The organism is Variovorax sp. FW305-3-2-15-B-LB1, from assembly GCF_058787635.1.
In genome coordinates, this window is the sequence record NZ_JBYSZY010000025.1 from 55,336 (window position 1) to 78,432 (window position 23,097).

Consider the following 23,097-nt stretch of genomic DNA (forward strand, 5'->3'; position numbering starts at 1 on the left):
AGGGCTTATTGTCCCAACTGATCGAGTTTTGTTTCGACGTCCTGGCTGAAGCGCTCAATGAACATGAGGGCTCTCACCTGCTGCACGGCGCCGGGGTAGTCGCCCTTTTCGTCGATCAGCCAGTCGAGCGACGAGAGTGCGCGGGCGCGCGTGGTTTCGACGTCCTCCTGCAGCACCTCGACAGCGGCGATGTCGCGGGCGTCGTCGAGCGCTTCGCGCCACTCCATCTGCTGCATCAGAAAGGCGCCGGGCATCGCCGTGTTGTTCTCGGCATTCAGCGGCGCGCCGTTGAGTTCGCAGATGTAGCTCGCGCGACGGATCGGGTCCTTGAGCCGCTGGTAGGCCTCGTTGATGCGCACCGACCACTGCATGGCCACGCGCTGCGCCGCGGCGCCCTGCGCGGCGAAGCGGTCCGGGTGCGCCTCGCGCTGCAGTTCCTTCCAGCGCGCGTCGAGCACGGCGCGGTCCTGCGCGAAGGTCGCCGGGACGGCGAACAGTTGGAAGTCGGTGTCGTTCAGATTCATGGCAAGAAAAAACCGCCAGCACATGACATGGTGGCGGCTGTGGTCGCGGTCAGCGACGACGCATCAGATGCGAAAACTTTCGCCGCAGCCGCAGCGATCACGTTCGTTCGGGTTGATGAACTTGAAGCCCTCGTTCAGGCCTTCGCGCACGAAGTCGAGCTGCGTGCCGTCGATGTAGGCCAGGCTCTTCGGGTCGACCAGCACCTTCACGCCGTGGTCTTCGAACACCACGTCTTCAGGCGTGAACTCGTCGACGTACTCGAGCTTGTAGGCCAGGCCCGAGCAGCCGGTGGTCTTCACGCCCAGCCGCACGCCCACGCCCTTGCCCCGTTTGCCGAGGTAGCGGGTGACGTGGCGCGCAGCGGCTTCGGTCAGCGTGACGGCCATCTCAGTGAACAGCAGCTTCGGCGGTCGACTCGGGGGTCTTGGCGCCGTGCTTGGCCTTGTAGTCGCTCACGGCCGCCTTGATGGCGTCTTCCGCGAGGATCGAGCAGTGGATCTTGACCGGCGGCAGCGCCAGTTCTTCGGCAATCTGGGCGTTCTTGAGGGCTGCCGCTTCGTCGAGCGTCTTGCCCTTGACCCATTCGGTCACGAGCGACGACGAGGCGATGGCCGAGCCGCAGCCGTAGGTCTTGAAGCGTGCGTCTTCGATCACGCCGGTTTCGGGGTTGACCTTGATCTGCAGCTTCATCACGTCGCCGCAAGCCGGTGCACCGACCATGCCGGTGCCTACCGAGTCGTCGCCCTTTTCGAAGGAGCCGACGTTGCGGGGATTTTCGTAGTGGTCGATGACCTTGGAAGAATATGCCATGGTGTACCTCTCAAACTTTGTTCAATCGTGGAGCCTTGGGCTGGCCTGGGTCAGTGGGCCGACCACTGGATCGTGCTGATGTCGACGCCGTCCTGGAACATCTCCCACAGGGGGCTCAGCTCGCGCAGCTTGGCGACGTTGTGCTTGATGGTCGAGATGGCGTAGTCGATTTCTTCTTCGGTCGTGAAACGGCCGATGGTCATGCGCAGGCTGCTGTGGGCCAGCTCGTCGCTGCGGCCCAGGGCGCGCAGCACATAGCTGGGCTCCAGGCTGGCCGAGGTGCAGGCCGAACCCGACGACACCGCCAGGCCCTTGATGCCCATGATCAGCGACTCGCCTTCGACGTAGTTGAAGCTCATGTTCAGGTTGTGCGGCACACGGCGCTCGAGGTCGCCGTTGATGAAGACCTGTTCGACATCCTTCAGGCCGTCGAGCAGGCGCTTCTGCAGGCGCGCCGCATGGGCGATGTCGTCCTTCATCTCGAGCTTGGCGATGCGGTAGGCCTCGCCCATGCCGACGATCTGGTGCGTGGGCAGCGTGCCCGAGCGCATGCCGCGCTCATGGCCACCGCCGTGCATCTGCGCTTCGAGGCGGATGCGCGGCTTGCGGCGCACGTACAGCGCGCCGATGCCCTTGGGGCCGTAGGTCTTATGCGAAGCCAGGCTCATCAGGTCGATGGGCAGCTTCGTGATGTCGATGTCGATCTTGCCGGTGGCCTGGGCCGAGTCGACGTGGAAGATCACGCCCTTTTCGCGGCAGGCGTTGCCCAGCGCGACCACGTCCTGGATCACGCCGATTTCGTTGTTCACGAAGAGCACGCTGGCCAGGATGGTGTCGGGGCGGATGGCCGCCTTGAACTTCTCGAGATCGACGAGGCCGTTTTCCTCGACGTCGAGGTAGGTCACTTCGAAGCCCTGGCGCTCGAGTTCGCGCATGGTGTCGAGCACGGCCTTGTGCTCGGTCTTCAGGGTGATCAGGTGCTTGCCCTTGCCCTTGTAGAAGTGGGCCGCGCCCTTGAGCGCCAGGTTGATCGACTCGGTGGCGCCCGACGACCAGACGATCTCACGCGGGTCGGCGTTGATCAGGTCGGCCACCTGGCCGCGCGCCTTCTCGACCGCCTCTTCGGCTTCCCAGCCCCAGGCGTGGCTGCGCGATGCCGGGTTGCCGAAATGTTCGCGCAACCAGGGAATCATGGCGTCGACCACACGCGGGTCAACCGGCGTGGTGGCGCCGTAATCGAGATAGATCGGGAAATGAGGAGTGACGTCCATGGCTGGCTCGGGCTGGCGTGGGGGGTTGTGTTCTGGGATCAGGGCAAACTCAGGGCGATGCCCGCAGGCATCGCCGGACTCATCGGGTCAGGACTTCGCGAAGACGTTGCCGAGGGCGAAGACCGAATTCGGCGCATTCACGCGGATGGGCTTGACCACCGGCTGGGCCGAGATGGCGCGCTTGACGACCGGCTTGTTCTCGATCTGCACGCCCTTGGCGATCTGGTCGTCGACCAGCTTCTGCAGCGTGACGGAGTCGAGGAACTCGACCATGCGCTGGTTCAGCGAGGCCCAGAGTTCGTGCGTCATGCAGCGACCCTGCTCACCGAGGCAGTTTTCCTTGCCGCCGCACTGCGTGGCATCGATCGGCTCGTCGACGGACACGATGATGTCGGCGACCGTGATGTCCGCCGCCTTGCGTCCGAGGCTGTAGCCGCCGCCGGGGCCGCGGGTCGACTCGACCAGCTCGTGGCGGCGCAATTTGCCGAACAGCTGTTCGAGGTACGACAACGAAATCTGCTGCCGCTGGCTGATCGCAGCCAGCGTGACCGGACCGGTGTTCTGACGCAACGCCAGATCGATCATTGCTGTGACCGCAAAACGGCCTTTGGTAGTGAGACGCATCGCAAGCTCCTTCAAGTGCTTACCGTTGAAATGACACCACAGCCTTGGGCCGCGGTGACTTCGTCTCCGCCCTGCCCGACCCCGACGCTGGTGAACCAGCCGGTAGGAGTCGGTCCTTCATCGCGAAGTTCTTTGTTGTTGAGTATTTCGGTCAAGTATAGCAGAAGCCCCTGAGATCTGCTCGGGTAAACCCCAGCGCGGTTCGCTTGAAGAAAGCGAACTTATGACCTAGCTGAAATCAGGACGCCAAACCGGCGATGTTGTCGCCGCCCGACGCCCCGAACGCCTGCTCGCGCAGCAGCGCCAGCTGGTCGCGCACCCGGGCCGCTTTTTCGAACTCGAGGTTGCGGGCGTGCTCCAGCATCTGCTTTTCGAGCCGCTTGATTTCCCGGGCAATGTCCTTTTCGCTCATGTCCTCGACCTTGGCGCGTTCCAGGTCGAGCTTGGCCATTTCCTTGCCGGTCTTCTCGCTGTAGACGCCGTCGATCAGGTCGCGCACCTGCTTCACGATGCTGCGCGGCGTGATGCCGTTCGCCTCGTTGTGGGCGATCTGCCGGTTGCGGCGGCGCTCGGTCTCGCCCATGGCCTTCTTCATCGACTCGGTCATCCGGTCGGCATAAAGAATGGCCTTGCCGTTCAGGTTGCGCGCCGCGCGGCCGATGGTCTGGATCAGCGAGCGCTCCGCGCGCAGAAAGCCTTCCTTGTCGGCATCGAGGATCGCCACCAGCGACACCTCGGGAATGTCCAACCCCTCGCGCAGCAGGTTGATGCCCACCAGCACGTCGAAGGTGCCCAGGCGCAGGTCGCGCAGGATTTCCACCCGCTCGACCGTGTCGACGTCGCTGTGCAGGTAGCGCACCTTCACGCCGTTGTCGCCCAGGTAGTCGGTGAGCTGCTCGGCCATGCGCTTGGTCAGCGTGGTGATCAGCACGCGCTCGTTCTTGTCGACGCGGATGCGGATCTCGCCCAGCACGTCGTCCACTTGGTGCGTGGCGGGACGCACCTCGACCTCGGGGTCGATCAGCCCGGTGGGCCGCACCAGCTGCTCGACGACGTTGCCGGCGTGGTCCTTCTCGTACTGCGCGGGCGTGGCCGACACGAAGATGCACTGGCGCACCCGCTGCTCGAACTCCTCGAGCTTGAGCGGCCGGTTGTCCAGCGCGCTCGGCAGCCGAAAGCCGTACTCGACCAGCGTGACCTTGCGCGCCCGGTCGCCGTTGTACATGGCGCTGAGCTGGCCGACCATCTGGTGGCTCTCGTCGAGGAACATCAACGCGTCCTTCGGCATGTAGTCGGTGAGCGTGGGCGGCGGGTCGCCGGGCTGCGCGCCCGAGAGGTGCCGCGTGTAGTTCTCGATGCCCTTGCAGTGGCCGATTTCGGCCAGCATTTCCAGGTCGAAGCGCGTGCGCTGCTCCAGCCGCTGCGCCTCGACCAGCTTGCCCGAGCCGGTCAGCTCCTTGAGCCGGCCGGCCAGCTCGATCTTGATGGTTTCCACCGCCGCCAGCACCTTGTCGCGCGGCGTCACGTAGTGGCTCGACGGGTACACCGTGAAGCGCGGCACCTTCTGGCGGATGCGTCCGGTGAGCGGGTCGAACAGCTGCAGCGACTCGATCTCGTCGTCGAACAGCTCGAAGCGGATCGCCAGCTCGCTGTGCTCAGCCGGAAACACGTCGATGGTGTCGCCGCGCACGCGGAACGTGCCGCGCGCAAAGTCCTGCTCGTTGCGCGTGTACTGCATGCGGATGAGCCGCGAGATCAGGTCGCGCTGGCCGACCTTGTCGCCCACGCGGGCAATCAGCCGCATCTCCATGTAGTCCTCGGGCGTGCCGATGCCGTAGATGGCGCTCACCGTGGCCACGATGACCGTGTCGCGCCGCTCCAGCACGCTCTTGGTGGCCGACAGGCGCATCTGCTCGATGTGCTCGTTGATCGAGGAGTCCTTCTCGATGAACAGGTCGCGCTGCGGCACGTAGGCCTCGGGCTGGTAGTAGTCGTAGTAGCTCACGAAGTACTCGACAGCGTTCTTCGGGAAGAACTCGCGGAATTCGCTGTACAGCTGCGCCGCCAGTGTCTTGTTGGGCGCGAACACGATGGCCGGACGGCCCAGGCGGGCGATCACGTTGGCCATGGTGAAGGTCTTGCCCGAACCCGTCACGCCCAGCAGGGTCTGGAACACCTCGCCGTCGAGCACGCCGGCCACCAGGCCGTCGATGGCCGCGGGCTGGTCGCCCGCCGGCGGATAGGGCTGGAACAGCTCGAACGGCGAATCGGGGTAGCGGATGAATTCGCCCTGCTTCGCCGGCCCGATGGGGTCGAGTTTCTTCAGGTCTGCTATGGCTTCGGTGTTCTCTGGCATGGCTGTTCCCGACAGGTGGCGTGGCGCCGGTAAAATTCAAGGCAACCGGAAAGGATAAAGCCTCCTCCGGTTGCCAGCGAAGCTTTCATCCCAAAGGACCTTTCCATGTCTATGTTCACCGCGGTCGAAATGGCGCCGCGCGACCCGATCCTCGGCCTCAACGAGCAATTTGCAGCCGACACCAACCCCAACAAGGTCAATCTCGGCGTCGGCGTGTATTACGACGACAACGGCAAGCTGCCCCTGCTCCAGTGCGTGCAGGCCGCAGAGCAGAACATGATGAAGGCCCCTTCGGCCCGCGGCTACCTGCCGATCGACGGCATCGTGGCCTACGACAACGCCGTCAAGGGCCTGGTCTTCGGCCCCGAGAGCGAGCCCGTCACCTCCGGCCGCGTGGCCACCATCCAGGCCATCGGCGGCACCGGCGGCCTGAAGGTCGGCGCCGACTTCCTCAAGAAGCTCAACCCCAACGCCACCGTGCTGATCAGCGACCCGAGCTGGGAAAACCACCGCGCGCTGTTCACCAACGCCGGTTTCACGGTCGAAAGCTACCCCTACTACGACGCCGCCCAGCGCGGCATCAATTTCGACGGCATGCTGGCCGCCCTGAACGCGGCACCGGCCGGTACCATCGTCGTGCTGCACGCCTGCTGCCACAACCCGACCGGCTACGACATCACGCCCGCGCAGTGGGACCAGGTGGTCGCCGCCGTCAAGGCCAAGGGCCTGGTGCCCTTCCTCGACATGGCCTACCAGGGCTTCGGCTACGGCCTGAAGGAAGACGGCGCGGCCGTCGCCAAGTTTGTCGACGCCGGCCTGACCTTCTTCGTCTCGACCTCGTTCTCCAAGAGCTTCAGCCTGTACGGCGAGCGCGTCGGCGCCCTGTCGGTGCTGTGCGAGAACAAGGAAGAAGCCGGCCGCGTGCTGTCGCAACTCAAGATCGCCATCCGCACCAACTACAGCAACCCGCCGATCCACGGCGGCGCCGTGGTGGCCGCGGTGCTGGGCACCCCCGAGCTGCGCGCCCTGTGGGAAAAGGAACTGGGCGAGATGCGCGTGCGCATCAAGGCCATGCGCCAGAAGCTGGTCGACGGCCTGAAGGCCGCCGGCGTGAAGGAAGACATGAGCTTCATCACCACCCAGATCGGCATGTTCAGCTACTCGGGCCTGACCAAGGACCAGATGGTGCGCCTGCGCAACGAGTTCGGCGTGTACGGCACCGACACCGGCCGCATGTGCGTCGCCGCGCTCAACAGCAAGAACATCGACTACGTCTGCGCGTCGATTGCGAAGGTCATCTAGGTGACAACCGGGTGTGAGTGAATCGACTTTTTGACGATTCGTTCACATTCGGCCACAGAAGCCGAATCCAGCCCGCTGCGGGCTAGGGTTCGGCCCCCTGCGCCGCGGCAAATGCACTGATATATTGCACTGCAACATCCACTCAAAGACCCGCGATGCTCTATCAACTCTACGAAGCCCAGCGTTCCCTGATGGAGCCCTTTTCGGACTTCGCCCAGGCCGCCTCCAAGCTCTACGGCCCCGGCGCCGTCTGGAGCCAACTGCCGATGGCACAGCGCATGGCCGCCGGCTATGACCTGCTGTACCGGCTGGGCAAGGACTACGAGAAGCCCGAGTTCAACATCAAGTCCGTCAAGGTCGACGGCGAAGAGGTCGTGATCCAGGAGGCCGTCGAGCTCGACAAGCCCTTCTGCGAACTGCGCCGCTTCAAGCGCTTCACCGACGAACCGCATATCCTCAAGACGCTCAAGAGCCAGCCCGTGGTGCTGATCGTGGCGCCGCTGTCGGGCCATTACGCCACGCTGCTGCGCGACACCGTGCGCACCATGCTGCAGGACCACAAGGTCTACATCACCGACTGGAAGAACGCGCGCCTGGTGCCGCTGTCGGACGGCGAGTTCCACCTGGACGACTACATCAACTACGTGCAGGAGTTCATCCGCCGCCTGCAGGCCGAGTACGGCAACTGCCACGTCGTGAGCGTGTGCCAGCCCACCGTGCCGGTGCTGGCGGCCGTGTCGCTCATGGCCAGCCGCGGCGAGCCGCTGCCCCTCACGATGACCATGATGGGCGGCCCGATCGACGCGCGCAAATCGCCCACGGCCGTGAACAACCTCGCGACCAACAAGAGCTTCGAGTGGTTCGAGAACAACGTGATTTACCGCGTGCCGCAAGGCTTCCCGGGCGCGGGCCGCAAGGTCTACCCGGGCTTCCTGCAGCACACGGGCTTCGTGGCCATGAACCCCGACCGCCACGCCAGCAGCCACTACGACTACTTCAAGGACCTGATCAAGGGTGACGACGCCAGCGCCGAAGCCCACCGCAAGTTCTACGACGAGTACAACGCCGTGCTCGACATGGACGCGGACTACTACCTCGAGACCATCCGCACCGTGTTCCAGGACTTCGACCTGGTCAACGGCACCTGGGACGTGAAGAGCCCCGCCGGCCAGGTGGAGCGCGTGCGTCCGCAGGACATCCATGCCACCGCCCTGCTCACCGTCGAAGGCGAACTCGACGACATCTCCGGCTCGGGCCAGACCCAGGCCGCGCACAGCCTGTGCACCGGCATCGCCGACGCCAAGCGCGAGCACTACGAGGTCAAGGGCGCGGGCCACTACGGCATCTTCAGCGGCCGCCGCTGGCGCGACCTGGTCTACCCGAAGGTGCGCAACTTCATCGCCGCCAGCGACGAGCCCCAGCGCCGCGCCGGTGCGCGCGAAGAGCTGCCGGCCGAAGACCGCATCAAGCCGGGCCAGAAGCTGAAGGTCGTGGCAACCGCCGCGGCCCGCAAGACGCCGGTCGCCGCCAAGAAAGCGGTCGCCGTGAAGGCTGCGCCGGCTGCCAAGAAGCCGGCCGCAGCGGCAAAGAAGCCCCGCGCCAGCGCCGCGCGCTGAGCCGCGCGCATCACCCACCGTGAACGGGCTGGCCGCACGCATCAACGACGCACTGCCTCAAACGCAGTGCACACGGTGCGGCTACCCCGATTGCGCGGGTTATGCGCAGGCCATCGCCGACGGCGAGGCCGACATCAACCAATGCCCGCCCGGCGGTGCCGAGGGCATCGAGCGCCTCGCGCTGCTCACGGGCCGCGCCGCGCAACCGCTCGATCCGCAGTTCGGCACCGAGGGCCCGCGCGCCATGGCGGTCATCGACGAGGCCTGGTGCATCGGCTGCACGCTCTGCCTCGACGCCTGCCCGACCGACGCGATCATCGGCATCCACAAGCGCATGCACACGGTGATCGAGGCGCACTGCACGGGGTGCGAGCTGTGCATTCCGGTGTGCCCGGTCGATTGCATCTCGCTCGAAGTCGAAACACCCGGTCGCAGCGGCTGGCAGGCGTGGTCGCAGGCACAGGCCGAGGCCGCACTGCAGCGCTACAAGCTGCACGCCCGACATCGCGAGACCGCGAAGCGTGAGGCCGAACCCGCGCCTGCCGCCACCGAACCGCAGGCCGCCGACACGCGCAAGCGCTCCATCGTCGAAGCCGCCCTGGCACGTGCCCGCGCCGCCGCCGAACAACGCCAAGCTGCCACCAAACCATGACCCTCGACACCCTGCTGATCTACGCCGTCGCCTCGCTCGCCCTGGCGGTGATCCCCGGCCCGACCATGCTGCTGGCGCTGTCCAACGGCATCGACGGCGGCATGCGCCGCGCCAGCTGGGGCATCGCGGGCGCCTCGCTGGGCAGCGTCTCGCTGATCGCGGTCGTGGCGCTCGGGCTGGGCTCGCTGCTCGCGGCCTCGGAATGGCTCTTCAACGCGATCCGCGTCGCGGGCGTGGCCTACCTGGTGTGGCTCGGCATCAAGCTGTGGCGCAGCGAGGCGACCGACCTGGGCACGGCGCTGGCCAAGTCGGCCGTCGAGGTCCGTCCGCACGGGCGCATTGCCCTCGTGCGCAGCCTGATGGTGGCGCTGTCGAACCCGAAGACGGTGCTGTTCTTCGCCGCCTTCCTGCCCCAGTTCATCGACACCGCCAAGCCCCAGGGCATGCAGTACCTGGTGCTGGGCGCGATCTTCGTGGTGCTCGACACCTGCGTGATGCTGGCCTATGCCGGCGCCGGCACGCAGGCCGTGCGCTGGCTCTCGCGCCGCGGCCTCAAGGTGCTCAACCGCAGCTGCGCGGTCGGCATGTGGCTGCTGGCCGCCACCCTCGCCTTCTGGCGCCGCCCGGCCTGAGCCTCGTCGAACTCAGCCCTTCTGCGGGCGCTTGAACAGCAACAGCAGCACGCCCGCCAGCACCACGCCCACGGCGTACCACTCGAAGCGCGTGACCGTCTCGTGGGCGATCCACACGCCCAGCAGCATCGCGATCACCGGGTTGACGAAGGTGTAGCTCGCCGCCAGCCCGGCCGGCGCCTGTGCGAGAAGCACCATGTAGGCGTTGAACGCGATCAGCGAGCCGAACACCACGAGGTAGACCCAAGCCCCCAGCGCCACCGGCTGCGGCGGCCAACTCATCGTTTCGCCCGACGCCGCGGCCAGCACCATCAGCACCACGCCGCCGCACAGCATCTCGCTCGCGAAGCCCATCGCGCCGGGTGCCAGCGGCAGCTTGCGCTGGCTCAGCACGCTGCCGAGCGACCAGCAGATGCAGGCCACGCAGATCGCCACCAGCCCCTCGGGCGAGGCCTTGAAGCCGCTGCCCTGCGTGAGCATCAGCACGCCGACGAGCCCCAGCGCGATGCCGGCCGCCTCGAGCCGCGCCGGCTTCACGCCCCAGATCAGGTTCAAGAGCGCAATCAGCAACGGAATGACGGCAATGAACGCCACCACCAGCCCCGAGCCGATCGACACCTCGGCCAGGGCGGTGCCGCCCATGCCGCCGCCGAGCATCAGCGCGCCGACGACCAGCGCATTGCGCCACTGCAGGCGCGTCGGCCAGGGCGTGCCGCGCCAGCGCATCCACGCCGCCAGCAGCACGCCCGCGACCAGGAAGCGCGAGCCCATCTGCAGGAACGGCGGAAAGCTGATCAGCGCGTACTTGATGGCCAGGTAGGTCGAGCCCCAGACCACCCAGGTGGCGGCCAGGCACAGCCACAGCAGCGGCGTCAGCCGGGGGCGCGAGGAGGAAGCGGCAGGCGCGGCCTGCGCGGGCGTGGCGAGTGTCGACATATCGAGGGTGTCTCTTCTTGGTATCGGATGCCCGTCATGGTATGAAAGCCACCGCCCGGCAGCCATGCGAATTTCATGGTTCTGCTCGCACCGCACCGTCGAATTAAAGGACTTCCATGGACTTCACCTTGACCCCCACGCTGGACGCCCACGACACCCGCATCCTGGCCGAACTGCAGGCCGACGCGCGCCTGAGCATGGCCGAGCTGGGCCGCCGCGTGCACCTGAGCCAGCCGGCCGTGACCGAGCGCGTGAAAAAGCTGGAAGCCGCCGGCGTCATCACCGGCTACCGCGCCACCGTGAACCTCACACGGCTGGGCTACGGCATCCGCGGAATCATCCGCGTCGGGCGGGCCGACTACGACCTCGTGGTGAAGCTGGTGCAGGAGACGCCCGAGTGCGTCAATGCCTACAACGTGACCGGCGAGGACAGCTGGATCCTCGAGATCGCGGTGATCGACGTGCCGCACCTCGATGCGGTGCTCGCCAAGTTCTGCATCCTGACCGAGACTGCGACCTCGATCATCCTGAACCCGGCGCGCGAGCACCAGCCGATGCTGCCGCCGCAGCGCGCCGACGTGAAGCCGCCGGTGCGCAAGGCGCTCAGCGCGTAGCGGCGAGCGCGTTGAAGGCCGTCACCACCTCGGGCGGCGCCTGCACCATCTCGACCAGCACGCCCTCGCCCGAGATCGGGAACTCGTCGTTGGCCTTGGGGTGCAAGAAGCAGATGTCGAAACCGGCCGCGCCCTTGCGGATGCCGCCCGGCGCAAAGCGCACGCCCTGCGCCGTGAGCCATTCGACGGCCTTGGGCAGGTCGTCGATCCACAGGCCGACGTGGTTCAGCGGCGTGGTGTGCACCGCCGGCTTCTTCTCGGGGTCCAGCGGCTGCATCAGGTCGACCTCGACCTTGAACGGGCCGCTGCCCATCGAACAGATGTCTTCGTCGACGTTCTCGCGCTCGCTGCGGAAGGTGCCCGTCACCTCGAGCCCCAGCATGTCGACCCACAGCTTCTGCAGCCGCAGCTTGTCGGGGCCGCCGATGGCGATCTGCTGGATGCCCAGCACCTTGAAGGGACGCGGCGTGGTCATGCGCAGCCGCCTTCTTCGGCCTGCTCCTGCGTGCGGTGCGAGCGCAGGCCGAGCTTGCGCAGCAGCTGCACGTCGGCATCGACGTCGGGGTTGCCGGTGACCAACAGCTTGTCGCCGTAGAAGATCGAGTTGGCGCCGGCCATGAAGCACAGGGCCTGCACCGCCTCGCCCATCTGCTGGCGGCCGGCCGACAAGCGCACGCGCGCGGTCGGCATGGTGATGCGTGCCACGGCGATCATGCGCACGAAGTCGAAGGGATCGACCGGCTCCGAATCGGCCAGCGGCGTGCCGGGCACGCGCACCAGGCTGTTGATCGGCACCGACTCCGGGTACGGGTCCATGTTGGCGAGCTGTGCGATCAGCCCGGCGCGGTGCACCGGCTGCTCGCCCATGCCCACGATGCCGCCGCAGCACACGCTGATGCCGGCGCTGCGCACGGCCGCCAGCGTGTCCAGGCGGTCCTGGTAGGTGCGCGTGTCGACCACGTCGGTGTAGTACTCGGGCGCGGTGTCCAGGTTGTGGTTGTAGTAATCGAGGCCCGCGGCCTTGAGCTGCTGCGCGTGGTGCGGCTCCAGCATGCCCAGCGTGGCGCAGGTCTGCAGGCCCAGGCCCTTCACGGCCTCGACCAGCACCGCCACCTTCTCGACGTCGCGGTCCTTGGGCGCGCGCCAGGCGGCGCCCATGCAGAAGCGCGTGGCGCCGGCGTCCTTGGCGGCCTGCGCGGCGCGCACCACCTCGTCGACCTCCATGAGCTTTTGCGCCTTCACGCCGGTGTCGAACTCGGCCGACTGCGGGCAGTAGCCGCAGTTCTCGGGGCAGCCGCCGGTCTTCACCGACAGCAGCGTGGCCAGCTCGATGTCGCCCTCGGGGAAATGCCGGCGGTGCACGGTCTGCGCCTCGAACAGCAGCTCCATGAAAGGCTTGTCGAGCAGCGCCTGGATGGCCTCCACGGACCAGGGGCCCTGGGGCGTCGCCACGGCCTTGGCCGGGCGGTGCAGCGTGATTGCTGCCTGTTGCAGGTCGTTGGCACCCATCAGTTGAACTCCAGAATGATTTGGTCGACGGCGAGCGATTCGCCCTTGGCCGCCGAGATCTTGCCCACCACGCCGTCCTGCGTGGCGAACAGCACGTTTTCCATCTTCATGGCCTCGATCACGGCCAGCTTCTCGCCGGCCTGGACCTGCTGCCCCGGCTCCACCGACACCTCGACCAACAGGCCCGGCATCGGAGACATCAGGAACTTGCTCAGGTCGGGCGGCGCCTTGTAGGGCATCAGCTCGAGCAGGCGCGCGCCCAGCGGCGACAGCACCATGGTCTCGATCTGCGTGCCGTCGTGCGACACGCGCAGCGCCAGTGGGTTCTTGCCCGCGCCGCGCTCCACCTGCGCCGTGAAGGGCTTGCCGTTGGCCGTGCCCTGCACGCGCACCGCGCCGAGCGCGAAGTCGCTCTCGATCTGGTAGCGCTTGTCGCCCACCGTGACAACGCTGGCGCCGGTCTTGTCCTGGAAGTCGCTCACCGACACCGCGTGGTGCACGTGCTTGCCCTCGGGGCCCAGCTCGACCACCACGAACTGCTCGCCCACCTTCACGCCGTGGCCCGCGAGCTGCCCGCTGATGCCCGAGGCGCGCGCGCGGTAGCGGCGGTTGACGAAGGCGGCCAGTGCCACCAGGAACGCCGGATCGGCGTGCGGCACGTCTTCCGCATGGAAGCCCTTGCCGTAGTGCTCGGCGATGAAGCCGGTGTTGAAATCGCCCGCCACGAACTTCGGATGCGCCAGCAGCGCGGCCTGGAACGGGATGTTGCTGCTGATGCCGCGGATCACGAAACCGTTGAGTGCCTCGCGCATGAGCGCGATGGCTTCGTTGCGGTCCTTGCCGTGCACGATGAGCTTGGCGATCATCGAGTCGTAGTACATCGGGATCTCGCCGCCGTCGTACACGCCGGTGTCCACGCGCACGCCGTGCAGGTGGCCGGTGTCGCTCGCGAACATGCTCTCGGCCGGTGGCTGGAACTTCACCAGCCGGCCCGTCGACGGCAGGAAGTTGCGGAACGGGTCTTCGGCGTTGATGCGGCACTCGATGGCCCAGCCGTCGCGCTTCACGTCGGCCTGCGCCAGCGGCAGCTTCTCGCCGGCCGCCACGCGGATCATCAGCTCGACCAGGTCCAGGCCGGTGATGCACTCCGTCACCGGGTGCTCCACCTGCAGGCGCGTGTTCATCTCCAGGAAGTAGAAGCTCTGGTCCTTGCCGACCACGAACTCCACCGTGCCCGCGCTCTGGTACTTCACGGCCTTGGCCAGCGCCACGGCCTGCTCGCCCATCGCCTTGCGCGTGGCGTCGGTGATGAAGGGCGACGGCGCCTCCTCGATCACCTTCTGGTGGCGGCGCTGGATGGAGCACTCGCGCTCGTTCAGGTAGATGACGTTGCCGTGCGAGTCGCCCAGCACCTGGATCTCGATGTGGCGTGGCTCCTCGACGAACTTCTCGATGAACACGCGGTCGTCGCCGAAGGAATTGCGCGCTTCGTTGCGGCACGAGGTGAAGCCCTCGAAGGCTTCCTTGTCGTTGAAGGCCACGCGCAGGCCCTTGCCACCGCCGCCAGCCGAGGCCTTGATCATCACCGGATAGCCGATGTCCTTGGCGATCTCGACCGCGCGCTCGGCCGTCTCGATGGCGTCGTTCCAGCCGGGAATGGTGTTGACCTGGGCTTCGTTCGCGAGCTTCTTCGAGGCGATCTTGTCGCCCATGGCCGCGATCGAATAGTGCTTCGGGCCGATGAAGGCAATGCCCTCTTCCTCGACCTTGCGCGCAAAGGCTTCGTTCTCCGACAGGAAGCCGTAGCCCGGGTGCACGGCCTCGGCGCCGGTCTTCTTGCAGGCCGCGATGATGCGGTCGGCCTGCAGGTAGCTTTCGCGGCTGGGCGCGGCGCCGATGTGCACGGCCTCGTCGGCCAGCTCGACGTGGCGGGCTTCCTTGTCGGCGTCGGAGTAGACGGCGACGGTGAGGATGCCCATCTTCTTGGCCGTTTGAATCACGCGGCAGGCGATTTCACCGCGGTTGGCGATCAGGATCTTCTTGAACATGTTCTTCTTTCTCCGTGCGGCTCAGAGCGGAATGTTTCCGTGCTTGCGCCACGGGTTCTCGAGCTTCTTCTCGCGCAGCATCACGAGCGAGCGGCAGATGCGCTTGCGCGTCTCGTGCGGCAGGATCACGTCGTCGATGTAGCCGCGCGCGCCGGCCACGTACGGGTTGGCGAAGCGGGCCTTGTACTCGGCCTCGCGGGCCGCGAGCTTCTCGGGGTCGTTCTTGTCTTCGCGGAAGATGATCTCCACCGCGCCCTTGGCGCCCATCACCGCGATCTCGGCGCGCGGCCAGGCCAGGTTGACGTCGCCGCGCAGGTGCTTGGAGGCCATCACGTCGTACGCGCCGCCGTAGGCCTTGCGCGTGATGACGGTGATCTTGGGCACCGTGCACTCCGCGTACGCGTACAGCAGCTTGGCGCCGTGCTTGATGATGCCGCCGTACTCCTGGCCGGTGCCGGGCATGAAGCCGGGCACGTCGACGAAGGTGATGACGGGGATGTTGAAGGCATCGCAAAAGCGCACGAAGCGCGCCGCCTTGATGCTGCTCTTGATGTCCAGGCAGCCCGCCAGCACCAGCGGCTGGTTGGCCACGATGCCGACCGTCTGGCCTTCCATGCGCGCGAAGCCGATCACGATGTTCTTCGCGTAGTCGGGCTGCAGCTCGAAGAAGTCGCCGTCGTCCACCACCTTCAGGATCAGTTCCTTGATGTCGTAGGGCTTGTTCGGGTTGTCGGGCACCAGCGTGTCCAGCGAGTAGTCGGGCCGGTCGGCCGGGTCGCCCTGGCCGTCGTTGCCCAGGCGCACCGGCGGCTTCTCGCGGTTGTTCAGCGGCAGGTAGTTGTACAGGCGGCGCAGCATCATCAGCGCCTCGACGTCGTTCTCGAACGCCATGTCGGCCACGCCGCTGCGCGTGGTGTGGGTGATGGCGCCGCCCAGTTCTTCGGCCGTCACGCTCTCGTGCGTCACGGTCTTCACCACCTCGGGGCCGGTGACGAACATGTAGCTGCTGTCCTTCACCATGAAGATGAAGTCGGTCATGGCGGGCGAGTACACCGCGCCGCCGGCGCACGGGCCCATGATCATGCTGATCTGCGGCACCACGCCCGAGGCCATCACGTTGCGCTGGAACACGTCGGCATAGCCGCCCAGCGAGGCCACGCCTTCCTGGATGCGGGCGCCGCCCGAATCGTTCAGGCCGATGACCGGTGCGCCGACCTTCATGGCCTGGTCCATCACCTTGCAGATTTTTTCGGCGTGGGCTTCGCTGAGCGCGCCGCCGAAGACCGTGAAGTCCTGGCTGAACACGAACACGAGGCGGCCGTTGATCATGCCGTAGCCCGTGACCACGCCGTCGCCGGGGATCTTCTGCTCGGCCATGCCGAAGTCGACCGAGCGGTGCTCGACGAACATGTCCCACTCTTCAAACGTGCCGTCGTCGAGCAGCAGCTCGATGCGCTCGCGCGCCGTGAGCTTGCCCTTGGCGTGCTGCGCGTCGATGCGCTTCTGCCCGCCGCCGAGTCGCGCCTGGGCGCGCTTCTTTTCGAGTTGTTCGATCAGTTCTTGCATGGTGTGCTTCCGAAGCTGTGGTTCTGGATTGCTGGGAGAGACTTGTGGGGGCCGGGGTGTCACACCCGGGCGGTGATGGCTGCCGCGGCGAGCAGCTGGCGCGCCGCCGTCGAGGCCGGCAGGCTGCCCTGGGCCACCTGCTGCGTGAGTTGCGGCAGCAGCTCGCGCACCTGCGCGTGCTGGCGAAACGCCTGCTTGAGCCCGGCGTCGATGCGTTCCCACATCCACGCGGTGGCCTGTTTTTCGCGGCGCTTCGCGAGCTTGCCGTTGGCGGTCTGCAGCGCCTTGAATTCGAGCACGGCGTCCCAGAAGGCGTCGACGCCGGTGCCAGCGAGCGCGCTGAGCTGCAGCACCTTGGGCAGCCAGAAGCGGCGCTCCACGCCGCTGTGGGCGTCGTGCACGGCGTGCGCATGGTCGGGGTTGCCCTGGTGGCCGAACAGGCGCAGCGCCGAGGTGATCTGGGCCTGCGCGCGCGTGGCGGCGTCGCGGTCGATGTCGGCCTTGTTGATGGCGACCAGGTCGGCCAGTTCCATCACGCCCTTCTTGATCGCCTGCAGGTCGTCGCCCGCGTTGGGCAGCTGCAGCAGCACGAACATGTCGGTCATGCCGGCCACCGCCGTTTCGCTCTGGCCCACGCCCACGGTCTCGACGATGACGATGTCGTAGCCCGCGGCCTCGCAGACCAGCATGGCCTCGCGCGTCTTCTCGGCCACGCCGCCGAGCGTGCCGCTCGAGGGGCTGGGCCGGATGTAGGCGCGCTCGTGCACCGACAGGCGCTCCATGCGCGTCTTGTCGCCCAGGATGGAGCCGCCCGACACGGTGGACGAGGGGTCGATGGTGAGCACCGCCACGCGGTGGCCCTTGCCGATCAGCAGCAGGCCCAGCGTTTCGATGAAGGTCGACTTGCCCACGCCGGGCACGCCCGAGATGCCGAGACGAAACGATGCGCCGGTGCGCGGCAGCAAGGCCGTGAGCAGCTCGTCGGCCTGCGCGCGGTGGTCGGCGCGCGTCGATTCGAGCAGCGTGATCGCCTTGGCGATGGCACGCCGCTGCGCCATGCCCGGCGCATCGGCCAGCGCGCGTTCGAGCGCGCCGACGGTGTTCAGCACGCGGCCTCCGACGCCACGCGCCAGCGGTAGTGCAGGTCGACGCCCTCCTCGCCTTCGAGCACGAAGCCGTGCCGCTGGTAGAAGCGGTTGGCGTCGCTCTGCACGAGCGCGGTGAGCTTGATGTCCAGCTTCTGTTCGCGCGCCTGCGCCTTGGCCCAGCGCAGCGCCCATTCGCCGATGCCGCGCCCCTGGAAGCCGGTGCGCAGGTACAGGTGATCGAGGCGCAGCGCATCCGCGTCCTCGGGCTTGAGCGTGATGAAGCCCAGGCGCTGCTCACCGTCGAGCACGATGTGGTGCATGTACGGCACCACGAAACCGGCCGACAGGCGCTCGCGCGAGCGCGTGAGGTCGAAACGGCCGACGCGCTCCAGGCTCGGACGCATCGCATCGATGCGCACGGCCAGCATGTCTTCGAAATCGCTGGAATCCACGGGCTGCAGCGACAGCCGCGACAAGAGATCGCCCACGTCGCTTCGTCTCAGACTGCGACGGCCGCGCGGATCTGCTCCAGCACGTCCTTGGCGCTGGCCGGGATGGGCGTGCCCGGGCCGTAGATGCCCTTGACGCCGGCTTCATACAGGAAGTCGTAGTCCTGGCGCGGAATCACGCCGCCGACGAAGACGATGATGTCGTCCGCGCCCTGCTTGCGCAGTTCTTCGATGATGGCCGGCACGAGGGTCTTGTGGCCGGCGGCGAGCGTGCTCACGCCCACGGCATGCACGTCGTTCTCGATGGCCTGGCGCGCGCATTCTTCGGGCGTCTGGAACAGCGGGCCCATGTCGACGTCGAAACCCAGGTCGGCGAACGCCGTGGCAACGACCTTCGCGCCCCGGTCGTGGCCGTCCTGGCCCAGCTTGGAAATCATCACGCGTGGACGGCGGCCCTGCGCCTCGGCGAACGCGTTGATCTCGGTCTTGAGGTTTTCCCAGCCTTCGGCCGAGTCATAGGCGGCAGCGTACACACCGGTCACCTTCTGCGTGTCGGCGCGATGGCGGCCGAATGATTTTTCGAGGGCGTCGGAAATCTCGCCGACGGTGGCGCGGGCGCGCACCGCGTCGATGCTCAGCGCCAGCAGGTTGCCGGTGTTGTTCTCGGCGGCATCGGTGAGCGCGTCCAGCGCGGCCTGCACCTTGGCGTTGTCGCGCGAGGCGCGGATGCTCTGCAGGCGCGCCACCTGCTGCTCGCGCACCTTCACGTTGTCGATCGACAGGCTGTCGATCGCGTCTTCGTTCTTGAGCTTGTACTTGTTGACGCCGACGATCACGTCCTTGCCCGAGTCGATGCGCGCCTGCTTCTCGGCGGCGGCGGCCTCGATCTTGAGCTTGGCCCAGCCGCTGTCCACGGCCTTGGTCATGCCGCCCATCGCCTCGACCTCTTCGATGATGGTCCAGGCGGCGTCGGCCATGTCCTGCGTGAGCTTTTCCATCATGTAGCTGCCGGCCCAGGGGTCGATCACGTTCGTGATGTGCGTCTCTTCCTGGATGATGAGCTGCGTGTTGCGCGCGATGCGCGAGCTGAACTCGGTGGGCAGCGCAATGGCTTCGTCGAGCGCGTTGGTGTGCAGCGACTGCGTGCCGCCGAACACCGCAGCCATCGCCTCGATGGTGGTGCGCACCACGTTGTTGTACGGGTCCTGTTCGGTGAGCGACCAGCCAGACGTTTGGCAGTGCGTACGCAGCATCAGGCTCTTGGGGTTCTTGGGGTTGAACTCCTTCATGATGCGGCACCACAGGAGGCGCGCCGCGCGCATCTTGGCCACCTCGAGGTAGAAGTTCATGCCGATGGCCCAGAAGAAGCTCAGGCGGCCGGCAAAGCCGTCGACGTCGAGACCCTTGGCCAGCGCGGTCTTCACGTACTCCTTGCCGTCGGCCAGCGTGAACGCGAGCTCCAGCGCCTGGTTGGCGCCGGCTTCCTGCATGTGATAGCCGCTGATCGAGATCGAGTTGAACTTCGGCATCTTCTGCGCCGTGTACTCGATGATGTCGCCAATGATCCGCATGCTCGGCGCCGGCGGAAAGATGTACGTGTTGCGGACCATGAACTCCTTGAGGATGTCGTTCTGGATGGTTCCGCTCAGCTGGTCTTGCGCCACGCCCTGCTCTTCGGCCGCGACCACGTAGCCCGCCAGCACCGGCAGCACGGCGCCGTTCATCGTCATGGACACGCTCACCTTGTCGAGCGGGATCTGGTCGAACAGGATCTTCATGTCCTCGACCGAGTCGATCGCCACGCCGGCCTTGCCGACGTCACCGGTCACGCGGGGATGGTCGCTGTCGTAGCCGCGGTGGGTGGCCAGGTCGAAGGCCACGCTCACGCCCTGGCCGCCGGCGGCCAGCGCCTTGCGGTAGAACGCGTTCGATTCCTCGGCGGTGGAGAAGCCGGCGTACTGGCGAATGGTCCAGGGGCGCACCGCGTACATGGTGGCCTGCGGGCCGCGCAGGTAGGGCTCGAAGCCGGGCAGCGTGTCGGTGTACTTCAGGCCTTGCAGGTCGGCCGCGGTGTACAGCGGCTTCACGCTGATGCCGTCGGGCGTGATCCAGTTCAGCGCATTCACGTCGCCGCCGGGCGCCGACTTGGCGGCGGACTTGGCCCAGGCGTCGAGATCGGCCGGCTTGTAGGTGGGTTCGGGTGTGCTGCTGCTCATGGAAGGCGCCGCTCCAGGCGGTGGTCTGACGGGATTCGCAAGGTCGCTTGCACGGATTTGCAAGCCGTTCACAAGTCTAACCCATCTGTAATTATTAATTCAAACGCGATTTTGAAGTACAGTTCAGCCCATGTCCGCCGTCACCCTGACCCCCCGCGCCCTCTATGAAGAGGTGGCCGAGCTCCTGCGCCAGCGGATCTTCCGCCGCGAGCTGGAGCCGGGCAGCTGGATCGACGAGCTCAAGCTGGCCGAGGAATACGGCATCAGCCGCACGCCCCTGCGCGAGGCGCTGAAAGTGCTGGCCGCCGAAGGGCTGGTGACGATGAAGGTGCGGCGCGGCGCGTACGTCACCGAGGTGTCGGAGCAGGACCTGGCCGACGTGTACCACCTGCTCTCCCTGCTCGAGAGCGACGCCGCCGGCGTGGTGGCCGAGCGCGCCACCGACGCCCAGCGCGCCGAGCTGAAGGCGCTGCACGCCGAGCTGGAAGCCGCCGCCGCCCCCGGCAAGGAAGACCGCGAGCACTTCTTTGCGGTGAACGAGCGCTTCCACATGAGTCTCCTGGCCATTGCCAACAACAAGTGGCGCGACCAGATGGTGGCCGACCTGCGCAAGGTGATGAAGCTCAATCGCCACAACTCGCTGCTGAAGGCGGGGCGCATTGGCGAGTCGTTGGCGGAGCACCGGGCGGTGATGGCGGCCATCGAGGCGCGCGACGCGGCCACGGCCATGGCACGCATGCGCGAGCACTTCCTCAACGGCCTGGAAGCCGCGGTCTAGGTTCACCCCCAGGCTTCGCGCACTTCGTGTCGCTTCGCCAACCCCCTTCCGGGGGCGACGCCTGCGGCCCGGCGAAGCCGGTTCCGCGGCGTCTCACGAAGGTGACCGGCGCCCTTCGGGCGCGGTCTATTTCCTTTTTCAGCCTAGCGTGAGGGTGCCTGCCTCTGTCGCGATGCGCTGGGCGATTTCCAGCATGCGCGGGGCGACACGGCTGAGCATGGCCTCCCTCGGCAGCAGGTAGGCGGGGCCGCCGCAGCTCACGCCGTAGCGTTCGCCGCGCGGGCCTTCGAGCGCGAAGCCCAAGGCGTGGATCTGGGGGTTCCATTCGCCGAAGGAGGTGCAGTAGCCCAGGCGGGCGTGCTCTTCGAGGCTGGCGATGAGGCGCGGCTCGATGGCGTGCCAGTTCTCGCCGGTTTCGAGCCGGATCTGCTCCAGCAACGCCGACTGCTCAGGCCCGGGCAAGGCGCCGATGTAGGCGCGGCCGGAGGCGGAGGTGGCGATGGACATGCGCGAGCCGACGTCGATGCGGGAGCTGATGAGCGCCGAGCGCGGGCGCAGCGAATCGATGACCAGCATGTCCAGGTCGTCGCGCACCGCCATGTGGATGCTGGCGCCCGACAGTTCGGCCAGGTTGCTCAGATGGGGACGCGCCAGCGCCCTCAGGTCGAAATTGCGCAGGTAGCGGCTGCTCATGTCGAGCAACACCGGCCCCAGGCTGAAACGCTCGCTGTCTTGCGACTGCCGCAGATACCCCGCCCCCACCAACGTCGCCGTGAGGCGCGACACCGTGGCCTTCGGAATGCCGGTGGTGTCGGCCAATTCCCGGTTTCCGACGGGCGCTGCCGCCATCCCGATGACCTTCAGCAGCGACAACCCCCTGGCAAGCGCACTGACTTCTTCCTTGCTGCCTGCAGCTTCACTCATAAGACAGAACCTTTTTCTTGTTTCCCTGACCGCCTTATTCTTGAGCAAAAACAGGTGCTTCGCTCACACTTGTTGTTGCATTGTCATGAAACTGTGTTCCATCGAGCGTCAACTTCGCTCAATTGTGTTGACTGTCTACAAAGTCGGGGCGGCGGGGCCGGAATTCAGGCGGCCTGGGCGGCAGGTTCGTGCGCCAGCGCCATCACTTCGTGCGGCGGGCGCGTCTTCAGGCGGTGGTCGCTCCAGACCTGGCGCCAGCGGCGCGCGCCGGGCAGGCCGTTGCGCAGACCCAGCATGTGGCGCGCGATCGACCACCAGTTCGTGCCGTGCTCGGCCGCCTCGCGCACCATGTAGTCGCACATCCGCGCCTCGATGTCCTCGCGCGTGAGCGTCTGCGGGGCGTCGCCGTAGAACTCGGCGTCCCATTCGGCCAGCCACCAGGGGTTGTGGTACGCCTCGCGGCCGATCATGGCGCCGTCGAGCAGACGCAGGTGCTCGTGGACTTGGGCGTTGGTGGCGATGCCACCGTTGATCGAAAACTGCAGCGCCGGAAAGTCGTGCTTCAGGCGGTGCACCAGCGCATAGCGCAGCGGCGGAATCTCGCGGTTCTGCTTCGGGCTCAGGCCCTGCAGCCAGGCGTTGCGCGCATGCACGATGAAGGTGCCGCAACCCGCTTCGCTCACCGCGCCGACGAAGTCGCGCACGAACTCGTAGCTCTCGATCTTGTCGATGCCGATGCGGTGCTTCACCGTGACCGGCACATCGACCACGTCGACCATCGCCTTCACGCAATCGGCCACCAGCTGCGGCTCGTTCATGAGGCAGGCCCCGAACGCGCCGCGCTGCACGCGCTCGCTCGGGCAGCCGCAGTTCAGGTTGATCTCGTCGTAGCCCCACTCCTGCCCGAGCTTCGCGCAATGGGCGAGGTCGTGCGGCTCGCTGCCGCCGAGCTGCAACGCGACGGGATGTTCTTCTTCGTGAAAGCGCAGGTGGCGCGGCACGTCGCCATGGATCAGCGCGCCGGTGGTCACCATCTCCGTGTAGAGCAGCGCGTGGCGCGTCATGAGGCGGTGGAAGACACGGCAATGCCTGTCGGTCCAGTCCATCATGGGCGCGACGGAGATGATTTTTTCTTTCAGATTCAAGGACTTGTCGTTCATACGCGGGGCGCTCGCTCGGGG

22 protein-coding genes are annotated in these 23,097 nt (G+C 66.7%); 6 read left to right on the forward strand and 16 right to left on the reverse strand.

Going from position 1 to position 23,097, the window contains the following annotated elements:
* Window positions 1–5 precede the first annotated feature (5 nt).
* The 6 genes from hscB to uvrB all read right to left on the reverse strand — a co-directional run bounded on the left by hscB (window position 6) and on the right by uvrB (window position 5,586).
* Window positions 6–524 carry a Fe-S protein assembly co-chaperone HscB gene (hscB, locus tag AC3WQR_RS17070; protein ID WP_095947180.1) on the reverse strand — a complete coding sequence of 173 codons (519 nt, stop codon included), beginning with the start codon at window positions 522–524 and terminating at the stop codon, window positions 6–8.
* Between the two features lie 63 nt (window positions 525–587).
* On the reverse strand, window positions 588–911 hold the full coding sequence (gene iscA / locus AC3WQR_RS17075) for an iron-sulfur cluster assembly protein IscA (RefSeq protein WP_007828190.1): 324 nt from the start codon (window positions 909–911) through the stop codon (window positions 588–590).
* Window position 912: 1 nt separating this feature from the next.
* Window positions 913–1,335 carry a Fe-S cluster assembly scaffold IscU gene (gene iscU / locus AC3WQR_RS17080; RefSeq protein ID WP_062473231.1) on the reverse strand — a complete coding sequence of 141 codons (423 nt, stop codon included), beginning with the start codon at window positions 1,333–1,335 and terminating at the stop codon, window positions 913–915.
* A gap of 50 nt (window positions 1,336–1,385) precedes the next feature.
* A complete protein-coding gene (locus tag AC3WQR_RS17085; RefSeq protein ID WP_062473230.1) occupies window positions 1,386–2,606 on the reverse strand; it encodes an IscS subfamily cysteine desulfurase in 1,221 nt (406 codons plus the stop codon).
* Window positions 2,607–2,693: 87 nt separating this feature from the next.
* Window positions 2,694–3,230, reverse strand: coding sequence for a Fe-S cluster assembly transcriptional regulator IscR (gene iscR / locus AC3WQR_RS17090; protein ID WP_056580055.1), 537 nt, complete (start codon window positions 3,228–3,230; stop codon window positions 2,694–2,696).
* A gap of 238 nt (window positions 3,231–3,468) precedes the next feature.
* Window positions 3,469–5,586: an excinuclease ABC subunit UvrB gene (gene uvrB, locus AC3WQR_RS17095; RefSeq protein WP_492742929.1), complete on the reverse strand. Its 2,118-nt coding sequence runs from the start codon at window positions 5,584–5,586 to the stop codon at window positions 3,469–3,471.
* Window positions 5,587–5,691: 105 nt separating this feature from the next.
* Here uvrB and AC3WQR_RS17100 point away from each other — a divergent pair, with 105 nt between their 5' ends.
* From AC3WQR_RS17100 to AC3WQR_RS17115, 4 genes are all read left to right on the forward strand, one after another.
* A complete protein-coding gene (locus AC3WQR_RS17100; protein ID WP_492742931.1) occupies window positions 5,692–6,888 on the forward strand; it encodes an amino acid aminotransferase in 1,197 nt (398 codons plus the stop codon).
* A gap of 155 nt (window positions 6,889–7,043) precedes the next feature.
* Window positions 7,044–8,504, forward strand: a complete 1,461-nt coding sequence (locus AC3WQR_RS17105) for a polyhydroxyalkanoate depolymerase (protein ID WP_492684071.1) — start codon at window positions 7,044–7,046, stop codon at window positions 8,502–8,504.
* A gap of 19 nt (window positions 8,505–8,523) precedes the next feature.
* Window positions 8,524–9,156 (forward strand): RnfABCDGE type electron transport complex subunit B, encoded by a 633-nt coding sequence (locus tag AC3WQR_RS17110; RefSeq protein WP_492742933.1) that lies wholly within the window; start codon window positions 8,524–8,526, stop codon window positions 9,154–9,156.
* Window positions 9,153–9,788, forward strand: a complete 636-nt coding sequence (locus AC3WQR_RS17115) for a LysE family translocator (RefSeq protein ID WP_492676657.1) — start codon at window positions 9,153–9,155, stop codon at window positions 9,786–9,788. Before AC3WQR_RS17110 ends, AC3WQR_RS17115 begins: the two co-directional genes overlap by 4 nt.
* Window positions 9,789–9,800: 12 nt before the next feature.
* Here AC3WQR_RS17115 and yedA read toward each other — a convergent pair whose 3' ends face one another.
* Complete coding sequence (gene yedA / locus AC3WQR_RS17120) at window positions 9,801–10,724, reverse strand: drug/metabolite exporter YedA (protein WP_369629169.1); 924 nt, start codon at window positions 10,722–10,724, stop codon at window positions 9,801–9,803.
* A 116-nt stretch (window positions 10,725–10,840) separates the two neighbouring features.
* Here yedA and AC3WQR_RS17125 point away from each other — a divergent pair, with 116 nt between their 5' ends.
* Window positions 10,841–11,338, forward strand: coding sequence for an Lrp/AsnC family transcriptional regulator (locus AC3WQR_RS17125; RefSeq protein ID WP_062473217.1), 498 nt, complete (start codon window positions 10,841–10,843; stop codon window positions 11,336–11,338).
* Here AC3WQR_RS17125 and AC3WQR_RS17130 read toward each other — a convergent pair.
* The 7 genes from AC3WQR_RS17130 to scpA are packed head-to-tail and all read right to left on the reverse strand — an operon-like array spanning window position 11,328 to window position 20,214.
* Window positions 11,328–11,813, reverse strand: a complete 486-nt coding sequence (locus AC3WQR_RS17130; protein ID WP_056580047.1) for a VOC family protein — start codon at window positions 11,811–11,813, stop codon at window positions 11,328–11,330. The genes AC3WQR_RS17125 and AC3WQR_RS17130 overlap by 11 nt on opposite strands.
* Complete coding sequence (bioB, locus tag AC3WQR_RS17135; RefSeq protein WP_062473215.1) at window positions 11,810–12,847, reverse strand: biotin synthase BioB; 1,038 nt, start codon at window positions 12,845–12,847, stop codon at window positions 11,810–11,812. The genes AC3WQR_RS17130 and bioB overlap by 4 nt, the downstream gene beginning before the upstream one ends.
* On the reverse strand, window positions 12,847–14,895 hold the full coding sequence (gene accC, locus AC3WQR_RS17140; RefSeq protein WP_492742935.1) for an acetyl-CoA carboxylase biotin carboxylase subunit: 2,049 nt from the start codon (window positions 14,893–14,895) through the stop codon (window positions 12,847–12,849). Before accC ends, bioB begins: the two co-directional genes overlap by 1 nt.
* Before the next feature lie 21 nt (window positions 14,896–14,916).
* On the reverse strand, window positions 14,917–16,461 hold the full coding sequence (locus AC3WQR_RS17145) for an acyl-CoA carboxylase subunit beta (RefSeq protein ID WP_062473211.1): 1,545 nt from the start codon (window positions 16,459–16,461) through the stop codon (window positions 14,917–14,919).
* 59 nt (window positions 16,462–16,520) lie between these two features.
* A complete protein-coding gene (meaB, locus tag AC3WQR_RS17150) occupies window positions 16,521–17,519 on the reverse strand; it encodes a methylmalonyl Co-A mutase-associated GTPase MeaB (protein WP_447748775.1) in 999 nt (332 codons plus the stop codon).
* A gap of 44 nt (window positions 17,520–17,563) precedes the next feature.
* Entirely contained in the window at window positions 17,564–18,037 is a 474-nt protein-coding gene (locus tag AC3WQR_RS17155) for a GNAT family N-acetyltransferase (RefSeq protein ID WP_062473207.1), read from the reverse strand.
* An 11-nt stretch (window positions 18,038–18,048) separates the two neighbouring features.
* Window positions 18,049–20,214, reverse strand: a complete 2,166-nt coding sequence (scpA, locus tag AC3WQR_RS17160; protein WP_492742936.1) for a methylmalonyl-CoA mutase — start codon at window positions 20,212–20,214, stop codon at window positions 18,049–18,051.
* A gap of 130 nt (window positions 20,215–20,344) precedes the next feature.
* Here scpA and AC3WQR_RS17165 point away from each other — a divergent pair, with 130 nt between their 5' ends.
* Window positions 20,345–20,992, forward strand: a complete 648-nt coding sequence (locus AC3WQR_RS17165; protein WP_062473203.1) for a GntR family transcriptional regulator — start codon at window positions 20,345–20,347, stop codon at window positions 20,990–20,992.
* Window positions 20,993–21,130: 138 nt separating this feature from the next.
* Here the strand turns inward: AC3WQR_RS17165 and AC3WQR_RS17170 are convergent, their stop codons facing one another.
* Together AC3WQR_RS17170 and dusA are read right to left on the reverse strand one after the other, a co-directional pair.
* Window positions 21,131–21,916 (reverse strand): IclR family transcriptional regulator, encoded by a 786-nt coding sequence (locus AC3WQR_RS17170; RefSeq protein ID WP_062473201.1) that lies wholly within the window; start codon window positions 21,914–21,916, stop codon window positions 21,131–21,133.
* Between the two features lie 164 nt (window positions 21,917–22,080).
* A complete protein-coding gene (gene dusA / locus AC3WQR_RS17175; protein WP_492696866.1) occupies window positions 22,081–23,076 on the reverse strand; it encodes a tRNA dihydrouridine(20/20a) synthase DusA in 996 nt (331 codons plus the stop codon).
* Window positions 23,077–23,097: the final 21 nt, after the last annotated feature.